The sequence below is a fragment of the Pseudomonas sp. AC211 genome, assembly GCF_979258055.1.
Map to the genome: position 1 here is coordinate 3,650,106 of NZ_OZ409830.1, position 16,841 is coordinate 3,666,946.

At 61.9% G+C, this 16,841-nt stretch carries 10 protein-coding genes and 10 pseudogenes; 18 read left to right on the forward strand and 2 right to left on the reverse strand.

Annotated features, from left to right (window positions below; translation table 11 throughout):
• Window positions 1-4: 4 nt before the first annotated feature.
• The 6 genes and pseudogenes from ACZZZP_RS17250 to ACZZZP_RS17275 all read left to right on the forward strand — a co-directional run.
• Window positions 5-742, forward strand: a pseudogene (locus tag ACZZZP_RS17250) (VCBS domain-containing protein); the annotation flags it as partial.
• Between the two features lie 205 nt (window positions 743-947).
• Window positions 948-1,898, forward strand: a complete 951-nt coding sequence (locus ACZZZP_RS17255) for a cadherin-like domain-containing protein (RefSeq protein ID WP_463536962.1) — start codon at window positions 948-950, stop codon at window positions 1,896-1,898.
• On the forward strand, window positions 1,789-2,676 hold the full coding sequence (locus tag ACZZZP_RS17260; RefSeq protein WP_463536738.1) for a LamG domain-containing protein: 888 nt from the start codon (window positions 1,789-1,791) through the stop codon (window positions 2,674-2,676). The genes ACZZZP_RS17255 and ACZZZP_RS17260 overlap by 110 nt, the downstream gene beginning before the upstream one ends.
• 112 nt (window positions 2,677-2,788) lie before the next feature.
• A complete protein-coding gene (locus tag ACZZZP_RS17265) occupies window positions 2,789-3,112 on the forward strand; it encodes a calcium-binding protein (RefSeq protein WP_463536739.1) in 324 nt (107 codons plus the stop codon).
• Complete coding sequence (locus tag ACZZZP_RS17270; protein WP_463536740.1) at window positions 3,072-3,389, forward strand: type I secretion C-terminal target domain-containing protein; 318 nt, start codon at window positions 3,072-3,074, stop codon at window positions 3,387-3,389. The genes ACZZZP_RS17265 and ACZZZP_RS17270 overlap by 41 nt, the downstream gene beginning before the upstream one ends.
• 157 nt (window positions 3,390-3,546) lie before the next feature.
• A pseudogene (locus ACZZZP_RS17275) lies at window positions 3,547-3,886 on the forward strand (tryptophan synthase subunit beta).
• Between the two features lie 6 nt (window positions 3,887-3,892).
• Here ACZZZP_RS17275 and ACZZZP_RS17280 read toward each other — a convergent pair.
• Window positions 3,893-4,744, reverse strand: coding sequence for a CAP domain-containing protein (locus ACZZZP_RS17280; RefSeq protein ID WP_463383568.1), 852 nt, complete (start codon window positions 4,742-4,744; stop codon window positions 3,893-3,895).
• A 363-nt stretch (window positions 4,745-5,107) separates the two neighbouring features.
• Here ACZZZP_RS17280 and ACZZZP_RS17285 point away from each other — a divergent pair.
• A pseudogene (locus ACZZZP_RS17285) lies at window positions 5,108-6,151 on the forward strand (NAD(P)-dependent alcohol dehydrogenase).
• Between the two features lie 82 nt (window positions 6,152-6,233).
• Window positions 6,234-6,635 (forward strand): hypothetical protein, encoded by a 402-nt coding sequence (locus ACZZZP_RS17290; protein WP_463383569.1) that lies wholly within the window; start codon window positions 6,234-6,236, stop codon window positions 6,633-6,635.
• Here ACZZZP_RS17290 and ACZZZP_RS17295 read toward each other — a convergent pair.
• Window positions 6,632-7,556: pseudogene (locus tag ACZZZP_RS17295) on the reverse strand (LysR family transcriptional regulator). The gene ACZZZP_RS17290 and the pseudogene ACZZZP_RS17295 sit on opposite strands and share 4 nt — an antisense overlap.
• A gap of 113 nt (window positions 7,557-7,669) precedes the next feature.
• Between ACZZZP_RS17295 and ACZZZP_RS17300 the strand changes: the two are divergent.
• The 10 genes and pseudogenes from ACZZZP_RS17300 (at window position 7,670) to ACZZZP_RS17345 (ending at window position 16,831) form a co-directional block, all read left to right on the forward strand.
• Window positions 7,670-8,868 (forward strand): annotated as a pseudogene (locus ACZZZP_RS17300) (MFS transporter).
• Between the two features lie 175 nt (window positions 8,869-9,043).
• Window positions 9,044-9,190, forward strand: a complete 147-nt coding sequence (locus tag ACZZZP_RS17305) for a hypothetical protein (protein ID WP_463536741.1) — start codon at window positions 9,044-9,046, stop codon at window positions 9,188-9,190.
• Window positions 9,180-9,365, forward strand: coding sequence for a hypothetical protein (locus ACZZZP_RS17310; protein ID WP_463536742.1), 186 nt, complete (start codon window positions 9,180-9,182; stop codon window positions 9,363-9,365). The genes ACZZZP_RS17305 and ACZZZP_RS17310 overlap by 11 nt, the downstream gene beginning before the upstream one ends.
• Before the next feature lie 421 nt (window positions 9,366-9,786).
• Window positions 9,787-10,637, forward strand: a pseudogene (locus ACZZZP_RS17315) (STAS domain-containing protein).
• A gap of 2 nt (window positions 10,638-10,639) precedes the next feature.
• Window positions 10,640-11,004: pseudogene (locus ACZZZP_RS17320) on the forward strand (STAS domain-containing protein).
• Window positions 11,001-11,406, forward strand: a pseudogene (locus ACZZZP_RS17325) (anti-sigma regulatory factor). The pseudogenes ACZZZP_RS17320 and ACZZZP_RS17325 overlap by 4 nt, the downstream one beginning before the upstream one ends.
• Window positions 11,397-12,412, forward strand: a pseudogene (locus tag ACZZZP_RS17330) (ATP-binding protein). Before ACZZZP_RS17325 ends, ACZZZP_RS17330 begins: the two co-directional pseudogenes overlap by 10 nt.
• Window positions 12,405-13,260 (forward strand): annotated as a pseudogene (locus ACZZZP_RS17335) (sensor histidine kinase). Before ACZZZP_RS17330 ends, ACZZZP_RS17335 begins: the two co-directional pseudogenes overlap by 8 nt.
• Window positions 13,250-15,181: a response regulator gene (locus ACZZZP_RS17340; protein WP_463383575.1), complete on the forward strand. Its 1,932-nt coding sequence runs from the start codon at window positions 13,250-13,252 to the stop codon at window positions 15,179-15,181. The pseudogene ACZZZP_RS17335 and the gene ACZZZP_RS17340 overlap by 11 nt, the downstream one beginning before the upstream one ends.
• Before the next feature lie 393 nt (window positions 15,182-15,574).
• Window positions 15,575-16,831 carry an OprD family porin gene (locus tag ACZZZP_RS17345; RefSeq protein ID WP_463383576.1) on the forward strand — a complete coding sequence of 419 codons (1,257 nt, stop codon included), beginning with the start codon at window positions 15,575-15,577 and terminating at the stop codon, window positions 16,829-16,831.
• Window positions 16,832-16,841 lie beyond the last annotated feature (10 nt).

Below are 16,841 nucleotides of genomic sequence, written 5' to 3' on the forward strand. Positions count from 1 at the left end.
AACGATGCAACCGGTGGTTACTTCCGCCGCCAGCGCCGCGACCGGCACTGTGGTCGAGGCCGGCCTGACGCCTGCGGGCGCTGCCACGGCGGGCACCCCGTCGGCCACCGGCACCCTCACGGCCAGCGATGCGGACCACGGTTCAAGCACCACCTGGAGCGTGGCCAACGGCACCGGCACTTACGGTTCGCTGACCATGAGCAGCGCCGGCGTGTGGACCTACACCCTGGACAACAGCAAGCCAGCCACCCAAGCCTTGGGCGCGGGCAGCACCGGCACGGAAACCTTTACGGCGACCGTGTCCGACGGCTTGGGCGGCACCACCACGCAGGTCATCAACGTCAATGTCACCGGCACCAACGATGCGCCAGTGGCCGTGGCTGACACCTATGTGCTGGGCCTGACGGGTCAGTACTACGGTTATGCACAGGGCAACGGCGCCAACCTGGCGACCATTTCCCAGGTCGAGTCGCTGATCGCCGGCAAAACCCCGGATGCCACCTTTGTTTCCACCAACCTGAACTACGGTGGCGTCAGCACCAACCTGGGTGAAGGCACCAACCTGCAAACGTTCCTGGGCACTGACAAGGCCAGCCTGTCGACCGACCCGGGTAACACCAGCGACGCGATCATCAAGCTCAGCGGCCAGATCAGCCTGGCGGCCGGCAACTACACCTTCAAAGTGACCTCGGACGACGGGTTTATCCTGCGTATCGATGGTCAGGACGTGGTCAAGTTCGACGGGCAACCGCAGCGCAGCATCGACCACCGCCAACTTCACGATTCCCACCGGCGGCGCGCACCAGATCGAGATCGTTTATTGGGACCAAGGCGGCAACGCCGCGCTGAAAGTGGAAGTGAAAGCAGCCGGCGCTGCCGACTCCGCTTACACCGTGCTCGGCGCCAGCGGCAACACCGGCTCCTTGGTGACAGCCGAAGACACCGCATTGACCATCAACGCCAGCACCTTGCTAAAGAACGATTCCGACGTGGACGGCAACGCCCTCACGCTGACCAGCGTGCAGAACGCCACCCACGGCACCGTTGCGTTGAACAACGGCGTGATCACCTTCACGCCAGAGGCCAACTACAACGGCGAAGCGACCTTCCAGTACAGCGTTAGCGACGGCAAAGGCGGCACCGCCAGCGCCACCGTCACGATGTACGTGACGCCGGTGAACGATGCGCCAGTGGTGGCAGTAACGCCGGTCGCCCTGAGTGGCGACGAAGACACTTCCATCACCATTACCTCGGCGCAACTGCTGGGCAATGCCACCGACCCGGACGGCAACGCGCTAACCGTGGTGGGCCTGAGCAAAACATCCGGCGAAGGCACGCTGGTTGCCAATGCCGATGGCACCTGGACGTTCACGCCGACCAAAGACTGGAACGGCGAGGTCAAGTTCAGCTACACGGTCAGCGATGGCACCGTGGCCACTGCCGACAGCGCTGTGCTCACCGTTAAACCGGTGGCCGATATCAAGGCCGACACGGGTGTGACAGACGAAGACACCGCCATCACCCTCAACGTGCTGGGCAACGATGGCTTCAGCAACACCGCCACCATTAGCGCCATCAACGGCACCAGCATTGCCAGCAATGGCTCGGTAGCGGTGGACCACGGTTCGGTGAAGCTGGTCAACGGCAAGCTGGAGTTCACCCCGACTGCCGATTACCACGGCCAGTCGAACTTCACCTACACCGTGACGTCCGGCGGCGTGACCGAAACCCTCGACCGTCAGCCTGATGGTCAACTCGGTCAGCGATGCGGCTATTCCAACAGTCAGCGTGACGCCGAAGGGTTACTGGACTTTCGACTCCACCACCAGCAACGGCTCGGTCGTCACCAACGAGATCACCAAACAGACCGGCACGCTGGCCGATGCCGACAGCAATAAAACCGGCGATCTGCCGCAGCTGAGTTCCACCAGCCGCGCCGAGGGCGCCGGCAAGAATCTGGTGTTCAACTCCGGCAGCGACACCGGTGACCACATCGATGTCAGCACCTCGGTAACGGCAGCGCTGATGGGCACCGCCACGCTGACGTTCTGGATCAATACCGCCCAGGCAGGCAACGCCAACGGCGCCGGCAGCGCGTGGAGCAACCCGAGCATTATCGGCAGCGAACAAGTGAGTGGCGGCAACGACATTCAGTGGGGCGCCATCAACGCCGCCGGCAAAATCGGTTTCGGTCTGGGCAACGTCGACGGCGTGTACAGCACCACCTCGGTTAACGACAGCCAGTGGCACAACGTGGCCATCTCTCGCGATTCCTCCACGGGCCTGGTGAACGTGTATGTGGACGGCAAACTGGAAGCCACCGGCAGCCCGGTCGACGCCGCCTTCACCGGCGCGCTGAATCAGTTGCTGGAAATTGGCGCGACCAATGCTTTCACCGGCAACGGTAAAGATGCCAACGACACGAGCTACTTCAAGGGCGCGTTGGATGACCTGCGCATTTACAGCGGCGTGTTGAGCGCTGACCAAGTGGCCGCCATCCACCACGTGGAAAACGGCTACCAGGGCACCGCGATTGCCAACGCCACCACCACTAACGAAAGCACCCTGAGCCTGAGCGTGACCGACAACGCCAGCGTGCTGAAAGTGAGCGGCCTGGAAGCCGGCATGATCATCAGCGACGGTAACGGCCACACCGCGACCTCGACCGGCGTCTGACTCGCTGATCGACCTGAGCAACTGGACCACCAGCAACCTGACCCTCAGCCACACCGGCACCGACTCGGGCACGCTGATCTTCACCGGCACCAACACCGCCGCCAATGGCGATGTGAGCACCACCTACCAGGCGCTGACACTGGCCAACGGCACGTCGGTGCTGGCCACCGGCACGGCGGGCGCCGACACCCTCACCGGCTCGACAGCGGCTGATCTGCTGCGTGGCGGTGACGGCAACGACACCTTGCACGGCCTGGCCGGCAACGATCGTCTGGAAGGCGGCAACGGCAACGACTCGCTGTTTGGCGGCGCCGGTAATGACTTGCTTATCGGCGGTGCCGGCGACGACATCCTGTACGGCGGCAGCGGCAACAACATTCTCACTGGCGGTAGCGGTGCAGATCACCTTCACCTGGCAGGCCGGCGATGTCGGTAAATCAACCATCACCGACTTCAACGCCAGCGAAGGCGACCGCATCAACCTCAGCGATTTGCTGCCGGATATCACCGACACCAACGTGCTGAGCTACCTGAAAGTGGACACCGCGACGTCGACCATTCAGGTCAGCACCAGCGGCCATATCGACCAGGGTTCGGATGTGAGCATTACCCTGCAAGGCGTGGACTTGAACAACTACGGTTCAAGCTCGGCCGACATCATCAAGTCGTTGGTGGCAGGTACCGATCCGGTGGTGAAAACCGACCACCATTAATTAGGGCGGGACTAAACGGCGCGTTCTCTAGCAGTGTGGAGTTCGCGCCGTTTTTTTGCCTGGCAAGAAAGCGTTGCAGGCGCTACACACTACTGGCAGGGTCTGCGGCTCTGTCTTCCAACCCAACGTGTTGCACGAAACCAAGAGGGATTTGCGGATGCTGTATATCCAGCGCAATGAGCAGGGCCAGCTGGACGCGCGTCGAAGCCGCCGAGTTCGAGGGAATGAACGGCACCTTGCCGGCAGACGATCAAGAGGCATTGGCCTGGTATTCGAACCAGACCGTCGAAAGCAACCTGATGCAACTCAAGCAGAGCGATCTGGAGATGATCCGGGTAATCGACGACTTGATTTCAGTGCTGATGAATAAAGGCGTGCTGCGCATTACCGACTTGCCGCCGGCAGCGCAGAGCAAACTGCTCAGCCGTACCCAATCGCGTGAGGCGTTGGGCGGGCTGCATAAGCTGATTAATGATGACGATACCGGGGTGATCTAGCCCCGCTTATTGGCTGCCAAACATAGCGGTCCAATAAATGCCGGCGTCGCTGCGTGGGTCCAGCGCGTAGGCGGCGCCCAGCTCGCGGTATTGCGGGTTCATCAGGTTGGCGCAGTGGCCGGGGCTGGCCAGCCAGCCGTCGAGCACTTTGCGCGGGCTGTCGTTACCGGCGGCGATGTTTTCGCCAATGGCTTGACCGGCATAGCCAGCCAGCTCGGCGCGGTCGCCTGGGGTGCGGCCGTCGCGGTCTTTGTGGTCGAAGAAATTGCCGTTGGCCATGGCCCGGCTATGGGCTTCGGCGGCGCCGGCCAGGGTGTTGTTCCAACTCAAAGGCGCGGCTGCCGCGTAGGCCTGGGTGCCGCACTGGCGGGCCTGGTTACGCGCGGTGTTGATCATTTGCAGCAACTGTTGGCCTTGGCTTTGCCAGTCGCCCATGCGCGCCGTGAGCATCGGGCGGGCCAGGGTGATGCGCCACAAATCGCCTTCGCGGCGTACGCCGATATCCACGAATTGTGGGTCGAGAATCACGCGGCAGAAGCTTTCCTGAACCGCCTTCATCGCCGCATCGCTGTCACGCGCGCCCGCTAGGCTGATGGCTTGCACATTGACCATGGGGTAGCCGTTCTTGGCCAGTGCCGTCTGCAAACCGCCGAAGCTGTCCGAGCGCAGGCGCAGGCGCGGGTCGTCGGCCAGCGGCGGCAGCTCTGGCGAGGCCTGGCCTTCGCAGCGCTGAACCTGGCCGCGGTAGGCGTTGATGGCCTGCACCAGTTGCGTTTCATCATCAGCCCACACCGGCGTGGTAGTGAGTACGGACAACGACAACAACACGACTGGCACAACGGTTGAACGGACGCGCATGTAACTCTCCCTTTGAGCGGACTGCCCCCATGATCAGCGATTTCGCCTGGCTCTGCCCCGGTCAATCCGCCGGAACTTCAGCGGCCAGCTTATTAGCAGAGCGTATAACGGCATGCAGGTTTATATGCCTAATCAGAGCGCAGCGGGGCGGGTAAGGTTCACCCATGCCACTGTGCCATGAGTGTCGGCGAACACGGCGCCACACGCTATAGCCCGATAGACAACGGAGCGTTTCACCCCGGCAAGTGTCTAGCATAGGACTTGGCCGCCCGCCGCACCCCTTGGGCATTGGCCCGACTGCAACAGATCGATCGCTACACGCCGAATTTTCTTCGCCCACGTTTTGCGTATTTGGAGGTTTTCATGCTCACCATTGGTTATGCCGCCCAAACGGCCAAATCGCCCCTGGCACCATTCAAATTCGAGCGCCGCGCCCTGCGCCCGAACGATGTCGCGATGGAAATTCTCTACTGCGGCGTGTGCCATTCCGACCTCCACCAGGCACGGGATGATTAGGGCTTCAGCACCTTCCCAATCGTGCCTGGCCACGAAATTGTCGGCCGCGTCACCGAGGTGGGCAGCGCGGTGAAACGCTACAAGGTCGGCGATGCCGTGGCCGTGGGCTGCATGGTCGATTCCTGCCAGGAGTGCGACCAGTGCCGCAAAGGCGAAGAGCAGTTGTGTCGCCAGGCCAACACCCAGACCTACAACAGCCGCGACCGCATTACCAAAGAACCCACCTACGGCGGTTACTCCAAACATTTGGTGGTGCGTGAAGAGTTCGTGCTGCGCGTGCCCGACGCGTTGGACCTGGCCAAAGCCGCGCCGCTGTTGTGCGCAGGCATCACCACCTATTCGCCGCTGCGCACCTGGAATGTCGGGCCCGGCAGTCGCGTTGGGGTCATCGGCCTCGGCGGCCTGGGCCACATGGCGGTGAAACTGGCGGCCGGCATGGGCGCGCAAGTGACCGTGCTCAGCCGCAGCAGTGACAAACAAGCCGACGCTCTGGAGCTGGGTGCCGACGCGCTGCTGGTGTCCTCCGACAAAGACGCCATGAAAAAAGCCGCGTCCAGCTTTGACCTGATCATCGACACGGTGCCGGTGCGCCACGACGTGTCGCCATACATGTCGCTGCTGGATGTCGACGGCACGCTGGTGATCGTCGGCCAGATCGGCCCCATCGACCAACAGATGACCCTGCCCTTCGTCCTTGGTCGCCGCCGCTTGGCCGGTTCGCCCATTGGCGGCATTGCTGAAACCCAGGAAATGCTGGATTTCTGCGCGCGGAAAAACATCCTTCCGGACTGCGAAATGATCCGCATGGATGAGATCAACGAGGCGTTCGAACGCATGGAGCGCTCGGACGTGCGCTATCGCTTCGTCATCGACATGGCCTCGCTGGCCTGAGCCACCCTGGCGCTGCGCCCGCGCAGCGCCAGATAAAAAGCCATGGGCAAGAGCCCGGGCGGGCTGGCTATGATCGGAGCCCATGAATAGCGCCACGCCGATCCGCCAACCCTGCCCGCCTGGTGTCTGCATTTGCCGACTGGAAGAACTGCGCACGGCCGCTGACGCCGACCTGCGTATTGTGCGACTCACCCGCCTGGAAGAGAAAAAGCTGCTCGAACGCCTAGAGCGCATCGACAGCCTGGCCGACCTGGAACACATGTGCCGGCGCATGCACGAGCAATTGGGCATTCGCCTGGACATCGGCCCCGGGCACACCGAAGTGCGCACCATGCGCGGCATTGCCATCTATGTGCACGACCTGCCAGGCCTGTGCCGCAAAACCCGCCAAGCCATTCCAGCCGCCATTCGCCGTGGCCTGGAACACACTCCGCAAATTGCCTTCGACCTGCTTAACGCCAACGACCTGCTGCGCGACGCTTAACGCCGCCGCCCGGAAGGTGTCAAACGCAGCCGCCAGCGCCTCCAGCAGCGCGCTGACCTTCGGTAGGTTTTGCCGGGTTTTGAGCCACACCAGGTTGATCGGCGAGCCCTCCAGCGCCAAGTCCGGCAGCACTTGCACCAGGCTGCCGCTGTGCAGGTGGTCTTGCACCAGCCACAGCGGCAACTGCGCGATGCCCTGCCCGGCCAGCACCGCCACCACCTGCGCTTCGCCGTCGCCCACGGCAATACGCCCCGGCATTACCCGCCGCTCGCGGTCGCCGGCGTGCTCGCCGGAAAACAGCCACGGGTTCACGCCGCCATCGCTGCGCCCATACACCACGCAGCTGTGCTGCTCGAGGTCGGGCACGGTGCGCGGCTCGCCGTGCTCGGCCAGATAGCGCGGCGCCGCGCAGAAAATCAGGCGCTCTGCGCCCAGGTAACGGTGGCCAAGGGCGATGGGCCATTCATCGGGGCCACCGATGCGCACGAGGATGTCGATGCCCTCTTCCACCGGATCGACGAAGCGGTCGGAGAACGACACATGGGGGTGCAACAGCCCGTGCTCGGCGACGAAGTCGAGAATCACGGGCAGCACATGCAGACGGCCGAACGAGGCGGGCAAATCGACCCGCACCTTGCCGCACGGTTCGCCATGTTCGGTGTGCAGCGCCAGCTCGGCTTCTTCCAGTTCGGCTAACACACCCGTGCAGGTTCGGTAGAAATCCACCCCCGCTTCGGTGAGTGCCAGGCGCCGGGTGGTGCGTTGGAACAGCCGCGTGTTGAGGCGCGATTCGAGCCGCGCAATGCCTTTGCTCACCGCCGAACTGGTGAGGTTCATGCGCTCGGCCGCGGCGGTAAAGCTGCCGGCATCGGCTACGCAGACGAACAGATCAATACCTTTCAAGCGTTCAGAGGAAAACATGGCGCGCCTTCATTAAGGAATTCTGGTCACAGCAGTCGGGATAAACCAGCGCAAATCGGAATCCTGCATTCGCTAATAAGCTTGCCGCCTGGTTTTCTCAAGAGCAACTGACGATGCAATCTTCCACTTCAACGGCTTCTACCGCCGCCGCCGCGTCCAAGGCGGCACCTCGCGCCGGTTTGTCCATTCTGATTCTGGCGATCGCCGGCTTCATTATTCTCACCACCGAGTTCCTGATTCTGGGTCTGCTGCCAGCCTTGGCGCGGACCTGAATATCTCCATTCCTCTGGCCGGCCAGCTGGTCACGCTGTTTGCCTTTACCGTGATGCTGTTCGGCCCGCTGCTCACGGCCAAACTGGCGCACCTGCCGCGCAAAAAACTCTTTGTGTTCGTGCTGCTGGTGTTTGTGGCGTCCAACGCGCTGGCCGCCGCGTCGTCGTCCATTTGGGTGCTGGCGGTGGCGCGCTTTATGGCGGCGCTGTTCTTGCCGGTGTTCTGGAGCACGGCCAGCGAAACCGCAGGCCAACTGGCCGGACCGGGCAACAGTGGCAAAGCGGTTGCCCAGGTGTACATGGGCATTTCTGCCGCCTTTGTGTTTGGCATTCCGCTGGGCACGTTGGCCGCCGACGCGCTGGGCTGGCGCGGCAGTTTCTGGCTGTTGGCCGGCGCCGCATTGTTAATCGCCCTGCTCATTCAATTGGTAATGCCCGCCATGCCTGCCGCGCCTGTGCAAGCCAGCGGCAAACGCCAGACCGACATCCTTAAACAACCGCGCTTCCTGGCCCACGTGTTGCTCTCAACGCTGGCCTTCACCGCCATGTTCACCGCGTACACCTACCTGGCCGATACCCTTGAACGCCTAGCGGCGATTCCGTCGGCGCAGGTGGGCTGGTGGCTGATGGGCTTCGGCGCCGTCGGCATGCTCGGCAATCACCTGGGCGGGAAAATGGTTGATCGCAACCCACTCGCCGCCATGGTGCTGTTTCTGCTGATGCTGGCTGCCGGCATGCTCGCCGCCGTGCCCGCTGCCGGACACACGTTCTGGCTGGTGGTGGCGCTCACCGCGTGGGGTGTTGCGCATACCGCGCTGTTCCCGATTTGCCAGGTACGCGTCATGCAGGCTGGCGCCAGTGCGCAGGCCTTGGCGGCGAGCATGAACATTTCCGCCGCCAACGCTGGCATTGGCCTTGGCGCTATTTTCGGTGGTCTGGGTATTCGCCACTTCGGCCTGGAAAGCCTCGGCGTACTGGCGACGGTGGGCGCAGCGGCAGCCGTAGTGGTGGCATTGCTGATGATGCGCCGTCCAGCGTAAGCGCTTCATGCGATTTGCATGGCGGCCGTAGGGCAATCGTGCAAATTGCTAATGGCAGGCTGATTGCAAAACTGGCGCAGCCCCGAATTTACTGGGCTGCAAGCGGTTTCAAAAGTTGGCACGTCTGCTGCTCTATGTTCTACAACGACTTAAAACCCCCATGGAGCGGTGAAAAATGAAATATCCCGTTAAGCACCTGTTCAACGCCTTCCCGACTTACGAAATCACGTTCAGCCCACGTCCAGACACTTCGGTGCTGTTGACCCTGAAAAAACGCCCGCGAAACCTTCACCAAGGTGATCGAGCCGGCGATGATTTTTAACGAGAAGATGGTCGGCCGCCTGATTCGCGAACTGCGCCGTGACATGCGCATCGCCAGCGGCGCCCTAACCTTGAATGTTGAACAAGGTGCTTTCCTGGCGAACCGTGCCAACGAAGCCGCCCGCGCTCAACGCCAAGACTACGCACCCCGCGAGTGGCTGCGCGCTCAGGCCTAACTGTTTATAAGCAGGCTGCGGCGCACCGCGCCGCCCTGTTGATGTGTTTTGGATGCACTGCTTAACGGATGGCTTGACGGACAAAGCCTTGCTCACGGATGAGCCCGATGCAGCTTTCTACTCCTCTCCTAGTGCCTTCAGCGCCCGCTCGCCATTCTTCGGTGATGCGCCGGTGCATCGTTCATATTTCCTGAACTAAAGTCAGCCCTCGTGGCCTACGCGTTAGCGAGGCAACAGGCGGTGTTCGTGTGTGTGTTGGATACACTTTCCTGCACAAGATGCGAACACTTCTTTACCGGAAGCCCGCCTTGCTGTATTTCGTCAAAACCTTCTTTAAGGGTGAAGGCCGTGTGCCATCAATGACACCGTCTGCGCCCGCCACTGCACCTATTAAAAGAACAGCCAACACAGGAGTTTCAGCATGGCCGCACTGGGTCAAGATGCCGTTCAGAAAATCAAAGCCGCCGAGTCGCAGCTGTCCCAAGAGTGGATCGCCTCGCTGCAAGCCACAGGCGGCACCCGCAATCTGAAAGAAGACGAACTCAAAGCCGACACCCGCGAATTCCTCAAGCTGATCAGCACCGCACTGGAAAACGGTGCCAGCGCCGCCATCGGCACTGCGCAGTGGGAAGACACCCGTCAGTTCCTCGAACGCCTGTCGCGCAGCCGCGCTCAGTTGGGGCAGGACTCCAGCCAGACCGCCAATTTTATTTTCGCCCTTAAAGGTCCATTTTTTAGCCTGCTGCAAAAGAGTTTGGTGACCAACCCGCCGTGTTGGCAGCGCAACTGTTGCAAGCCTCCGAGCTGTTCGACTCCCTCGGCCTGCACACCATCCGCACCTACCAGGCTTCGCGCGAAGCAGTAATCCGTCGCCAGCAAGAAGAGCTGCTGGAACTGTCGACCCCAGTGGTGAAACTGTGGGACGGCGTGCTGGCGCTGCCGATGATCGGCACCCTGGATTCGCAACGCACCCAGGTGGTGATGGAGTCGCTGCTGCAACGCATCGTCGACACAGGTTCGGAAATCGCCATCATCGACATCACCGGCGTGCCGACCGTTGACACCCTGGTGGCCCAACACCTGCTGAAAACCGTGACGGCCATTCGCCTGATGGGCGCGGATTGCATCATCAGCGGCGTGCGCCCACAAATTGCGCAAACCATCGTGCACCTGGGTCTGGATCTGCAAGGCGTCGTCACCAAGGCTAACCTGGCCGACGCCCTGGCACTGGCGCTACGCCGTCTGGGCGTCACCGTGACCAAGGCGCAGTAATCATGGAGCGCATTCCCATTCTGCAGATGGGTCAGTTCCTGCTGGTCACCATTCAGGTGGACATGGCATGACCAACTGGCCATGACCCTGCAAGACGATTTGTCCGAACGCATCAGCGCCACGTCGGCGCGTGGTGTTCTTATCGATATCTCCGCGCTGGACATGGTCGACTCGTTTATCGGCCGCATGATCGGCACCATCTCCGGGCTGTCGCGCATCATGGACGCCGAAACCGTGGTGGTCGGTTTGCAGCCGGCCGTGGCCATCACCCTCGTGGAACTGGGCCTGACCCTGCCGGGCGTGAGCACCGCGCTGAACGTTGAGCGCGGCGTCGAAGCTCTTGCGCGAGCGGGTTGGCGCGCAATGAACGTGCGCAACAGCGGCACGCAACCGGTACGCATTGAGCAAGACGTGGTAATGGCCCGGCAAACGTCGCGCAAGCTGGCCCAGGAATGCGGCATGCGCTTGATCGACCTGACCAAGCTGGTGACCGCCGTCAGCGAGCTGGCCCGCAACACCGTGGTGTATGGCGGTGGCGGCGACATGGACTGGCAAGTGCTCGACGACGGCGGCCGCACCGGCCTGCGCCTGACGTTTCGTGACGAAGGCCCCGGCATTCCCGACCTCAAACTAGCAATGACCGATGGCTGGACCTCCGGCAGCGGCATGGGCCTGGGGCTGACCGGCGCCAAGCGTCTGGTCGACGAGTTCGAGCTGGACACGGCGCCCGGCAAAGGCACCCGCGTGACGATCACCCCGATGGACGTGAACCTAGGCAGCTCCCTCACCGTGGTGCTGCATGTGGATGACGAAAGCCAGGTCGGGCACGCCCGCCGCGTGGTGCAGAAGCTGGCTGAAGACAGCGGCTTCAACGCCAACGATGCGGGTCGCGCGGCCCTGGTGGCCACCGAACTCACCAGCAACCTGCTCAAGCACGCCGGCCGTGGTGAGCTGCATGTGCGCACGCTGCCTTTTCCGAGGCCACTGGCATTGAGCTGGTGGCGGTGGATCGCGGCCCAGGCTTCGAGCTGAACGACTGCCTGGCGGACGGTTTTTCCACCGGCGGCACGCAAGGCATTGGCATGGGCGCGGTGGATCGGCAGTCGGATGTCTTCGATGTGTTTGCCGACGCCCGTGGTGCGGTGCTGATGGCGCGGTTGTACCCGCGCGGCAAACACAGCGCCGACCTGCGCTTTGGCGTCACCCAGCATTCGCTGCACAACGTACCGGCGTGCGGCGATACCTGGCATCTGGTGGTCAAGGACAACCATGTCAGCGCAATGATCATCGACGGTCTCGGCCATGGGGAAGAAGCCGAAGAAGCCTCGCGTGCTGGCGAAGTCGCCTTCGCCGCCTCGCCATTTTCAGTGCCGGTGGTACTGATTGACGATATGCACCGGGCCATGTGCGGAACCCGAGGTGGCGCGGGCGCCGTGGCGCAATACAACGCCAACACGGGCAGCCTGCATTTCGCCGGCATCGGCAATATCGGCGCTACGCTTATAACTGCCGACAAGAGCCGTGGCCTGGCTTCGCACCCCGGCATTCTTGGCGCCCAGTTTCGCAAGGCACAGGGCTTCGACTTCGCCGACTGCGGCGGCCAACTGCTGGTGATGTTCAGTGACGGCTTGCAGTCGCGCTGGAACCTGCGCGACTACCCCGGCCTGGTGCACCGCCACCCCGCCGTGATCGCCGCCGTGCTGCACCGTGATTTTTGCCGGGGCCGTGATGATGTAACCGTATTGGTCGTTCCACTGGAGGCAGCCAATGGCTGACAGCGATATTCAGGCGCGCCTGCAGGCCGTGCTGGCTGAAAACGAAGCGCTGCGCGCCGAGCTCGAAGAAACCAATCAGGGCGTGCTGGCCTTGTATGCCGAACTGGATACGCAGGCCGATGAATTGCGCCAGGCGTCGGATTTGAAAAGCCGCTTTCTCGTACATGAGCCACGAATTCCGCACGCCGCTGGGCTCGATTCTGAGCATCACCAGCCTGCTGGATGACGAACTGGACGGGCCATTGAGCCCCGAGCAGCACAAGCAGGTGGGCTTTGTGCGCACCGCCGCCAGCGAGCTCAGCGACATGGTTGACGACCTGCTCGACCTGGCGAAAATCGAGGCCGGGCGTATCAGCATTTCGCCGGACTGGTTCGATATGTTCGATCTGTTCTCGGCGCTGCGCGGCATGTTCCGCCCCATCGTCGATGGCAGGTCCGTGGATCTGGTGTTTGCCGAGCCGGTGAACATGCCCAGGCTCTACACCGACGATAAAAAGCTGGCGCAGATTCTGCGCAATTTCATTTCCAACTCGTTGAAGTTCACCCAGCGCGGCGAAGTGCGCGTGTCCGCGCGTCTGGAAAGCGACACCGAAGTGCGCTTTGCCGTGTCGGATACCGGGATTGGCATTCCAGCGGAAATGCACGGCACGCTGTTTGAAGATTTCTCGCAAGTGGACTCACCGCTGCAGAAACGCTTCCGTGGCACCGGCCTGGGTCTGTCATTGTGCAAACGCTTCGCCGCGTTGCTGGGCGGGCGCGTTGGCGTGGAGAGCGAACCCGGCGTCGGCTCGACCTTCTACGTGATTATTCCTTTTGCAATTGGTCAGGAAAAACCCGATGAAGACTGACGTTCATTTGCTGATCGTCGACGACAACGTAGCCACGCGGTATGCCTTGCGGCGCCGCCTTGAGCAGCAAGGCTATGTCATCGACGAAGCCGGCACAGGTGCTGAAGGCCTGGCGCTGATTGCAGCAAATGAGTACGACGGGTTGATTCTCGACGTGAACCTGCCGGACATGACCGGCTTCGATATCGTGCGCGAGATCCGCCAGCACGCGCGAACCGAACTGGTGCCGGTCATTCACGTATCGGCTGCCTCGATTCAGACCCACGACATTGTCACCGGCCTTGAAACCGGCGCCGACGCCTACCTGACGCACCCCATCGACCCCGAAGTGTTGATGGCGACGCTGCGCACCTTGTTGCGCGTGCGTGACAGCGAAAACGCGCTGCGTGAAAGCGAAGCGCGCTTCCGCGAGATTTTCCGCAACGTGTCGGCGCCCATTGCCGTGATCGACGAACAACTCAACGTCATCGAGAGCAATCAGGCGTTTGCCCAGTTGCTTCACGGCGACGAACGCCTGCTCGAACACATCGGCGCAGGCCAGGACGAGCCGTTGATCGAACTGCGCAAACAGGTGCTGGCCGGCGAACGCTGGAAAGGCACCCTAACGCTGCAACTCAACGGCGAAAACCGTGAGACAGAGTGGCAGGTTTCGCCCTATCGCCTGCCCGGCCACAGCCTGGTGTTTGTTGAAGACGTGACCGAACACCGCGAACGTGATCGCGTCCAGCGCCAGCAGTTGGACAAAGCCCACAGTCGCATCGCCCAGGAAGTCGCCGAGCGTGCGCGTACCGAAGAACAACTGCTGCAAGCGCAAAAAATGGATGCCCTCGGCAAGCTCACCGGCGGCATCGCCCATGACTTCAACAACATGCTCACCGGCATTATTGCCGCCGTGGAATTGATGAAGCGTCGCGTTGAAGACCAGCGCTACGACACCCTGATGCGCTACGCCGACGCCGCGCTGAGTTCGGCCAACAGTGCCGCCGCGCTCACCCATCGCCTGCTTGCCTTTGCCCGCCAGCAGCCGCTGGACACACGCCCCATCGATATCAACGAACACGTGCTGTCGCTGGAAGAAATGCTGCGACGCACCATTGGCGAACGCATTTCCCTGACGCTGGAACTCACCGCCGGCACCTCGATTGCGATGGTCGACCCATTCCAGTTCGAGAGTTCGGTACTCAACCTGATCATCAACGCGCGCGATGCGCTGCCCAAAGGCGGCAGCATTCGCATCGCCACCTACGCGACGGTGGTTTCAGGGAACGCCAAGTTGGAAGACGGCACCTATATCGCCCTGTCGGTTCGTGACGATGGCGTTGGTATCGATGAGTCAGTGATCGGCAAAGTCTTCGACCCGTTCTTCAGCACCAAGCCGGTGGGCCAAGGCACCGGCCTGGGCCTGTCGAGTATTTATGGTTTTGCCCGCCAGTCGGGCGGCGATGTAAGCATTCGCAGCCGCATCAACAAAGGCACCGAAGTGGTGTTGCTGTTGCCGGCCGGCGATGCCTTGCCCGCCACTGAAGCCGCGCCAGCGTCCAAGCCGCAACAAGGCAGCGGTGAGCATGTGCTAATCGTTGAAGACCTGGCCTCGGTGAGCGCGCTGATGTCGGAAATTCTCAGCGATGCCGGCTACAGGTTCACCCAGGTGTACGACGCCGAGGGTGCGGTGCAAGCGTTGAAGAACGACCCCTCCATCGACTTGCTGCTGACCGACATCGGCCTGCCGCGCATGGACGGCCGCGACCTGGCCGCCCTTGCCCGCACCATGCGCGCTGGCTTGCCGGTGCTGTATGTGTCGGGCTACGCCGAAAACGCCTTGGACCGCCAGGATCTGGCCGGCACCGGCATGGACATGCTCAGCAAGCCGTTCAACAGCAACGACCTGCTCGAACGCATCCGCGCACTCCTCGACCGCTAACGGGCGCCATTAATCGACTTGCTCGATAAATCTGCGCCCATAAAAAAAGCCGCCCTCGGGGGGGCGGCAAATAAAACCAAAGGTGATGAAGGGAGCAAGGCACCGAATTAGTGTCTGAATTCAGTGCGTTGGGGATTCATCGCGGCCAAGAGTAAGCCCCAGCCCGCCAAACGCACCATTAATAGCGTCGATAGTAAAAATTGAAATAAGCAGTTTTACCGATGATTTCAAACCGCGTATTTATCCCATCCGCTGCATAGGCTGGGACTTCCTATAGCTCAATAACGTCCCGCCCGTGGTTCGCCTGCCCGCCAGGCCGACCCGATGCGCCGTGCAGCGCCTGCCGCCTTTAGCAACAACAACACATGCCAAGAACCGTTATTGGGAGCACCTATGTTCAATCGCACACGCATCGCGCTGGCCTGCGCGCTGGCCTCGCTGAGTCTTTCCCCGGCGTTTGCCAGTGAGCAATCCGAGTCCAAGGGCTTCGTTGAAGACAGCAGCCTCAACCTGCTGCTGCGCAACGCCTACTTCAACCGTGACTACAAAAACGGCGCCGCCGACCGCAAGGTCTGGGGCCAGGGCTTTATCGGCACGTTCGAGTCCGGTTTCACCCAGGGCACGGTCGGCTTTGGCGTTGACGCCTATGGCCTGCTGGGCATCAAGCTCGACAGCGGCCGTGGTCGCAATTATGGCGCCTTCTTCGACACCGATAGCGACGGCCACCCGGTAGACGACCTGTCTGAAGCGGGCGGCGTGGTGAAGCTGCGTATCTCCAACACCGTGCTGCGTTACGGCAACCAGTTCCCATCGTTGCCGGTATTGGCGTACGACGATTCGCGCCTGCTGCCGCAAGCGTTCACCGGCACCCTGGTGACCAGCAAAGAAATCGAAGGTCTGGAACTCAACGCCGGCCGCTTCACCGCTGACAGCCCAATGGGCGACGCCGCACGCGACCCGAACCGTCTGAAAAGCATCGACGTGATCGGCGGCAGCTATGTGGTCAACGACGCCCTGAGCGTGGCCGCTTACCACTCCGACGTGGAAGACACCTTCAAGAAGTACTACGGCAACGTGAACTTCACCCAGGTGCTGAGCGAAGACCAGGCGCTGAACTTCGACTTCAACATCTACCGCACCGACTACGACGACAACGCCCAAGCGGCGCTGGATTTCGGCGGCGACGGCAACAACGACAGCAACACCCTGTGGAGCCTGGCGGCCAAGTACAGCGTCGGCGCTCACGCCTTTATCGTGGCGCACCAGCGCAGCAGCGGCGACGCGGGCTACGCCTACGACTACGGCGACGGCGGCAGCACCATTTACGTGGCCAACTCCTACTACTCCGACTTCAACCTGAAAGATGAAGAGTCGTGGCAGGTCAGCTACGAGCTGGACTTCACCGAGTACGGCGTCGCCGGCCTGAGCTACAAAACCGCCTACGTGCGCGGCAGCAACATTGATGCTGGCGGCGAGCAGGACGGCACCGAGCGCGAATTCTTCAACCAGGTGAAATACGTGGTGCAGGACGGCTCGTTGAAAAACCTGTCGCTGAAACTGCGTAACTCGATCTACCGTGCCGACCGCGACGTGGGCCCGAACCTGAACGAAGTTCGCGCGTTTGTGGAATACCCGCTGGAAATCTTCTGACAACCGCGCC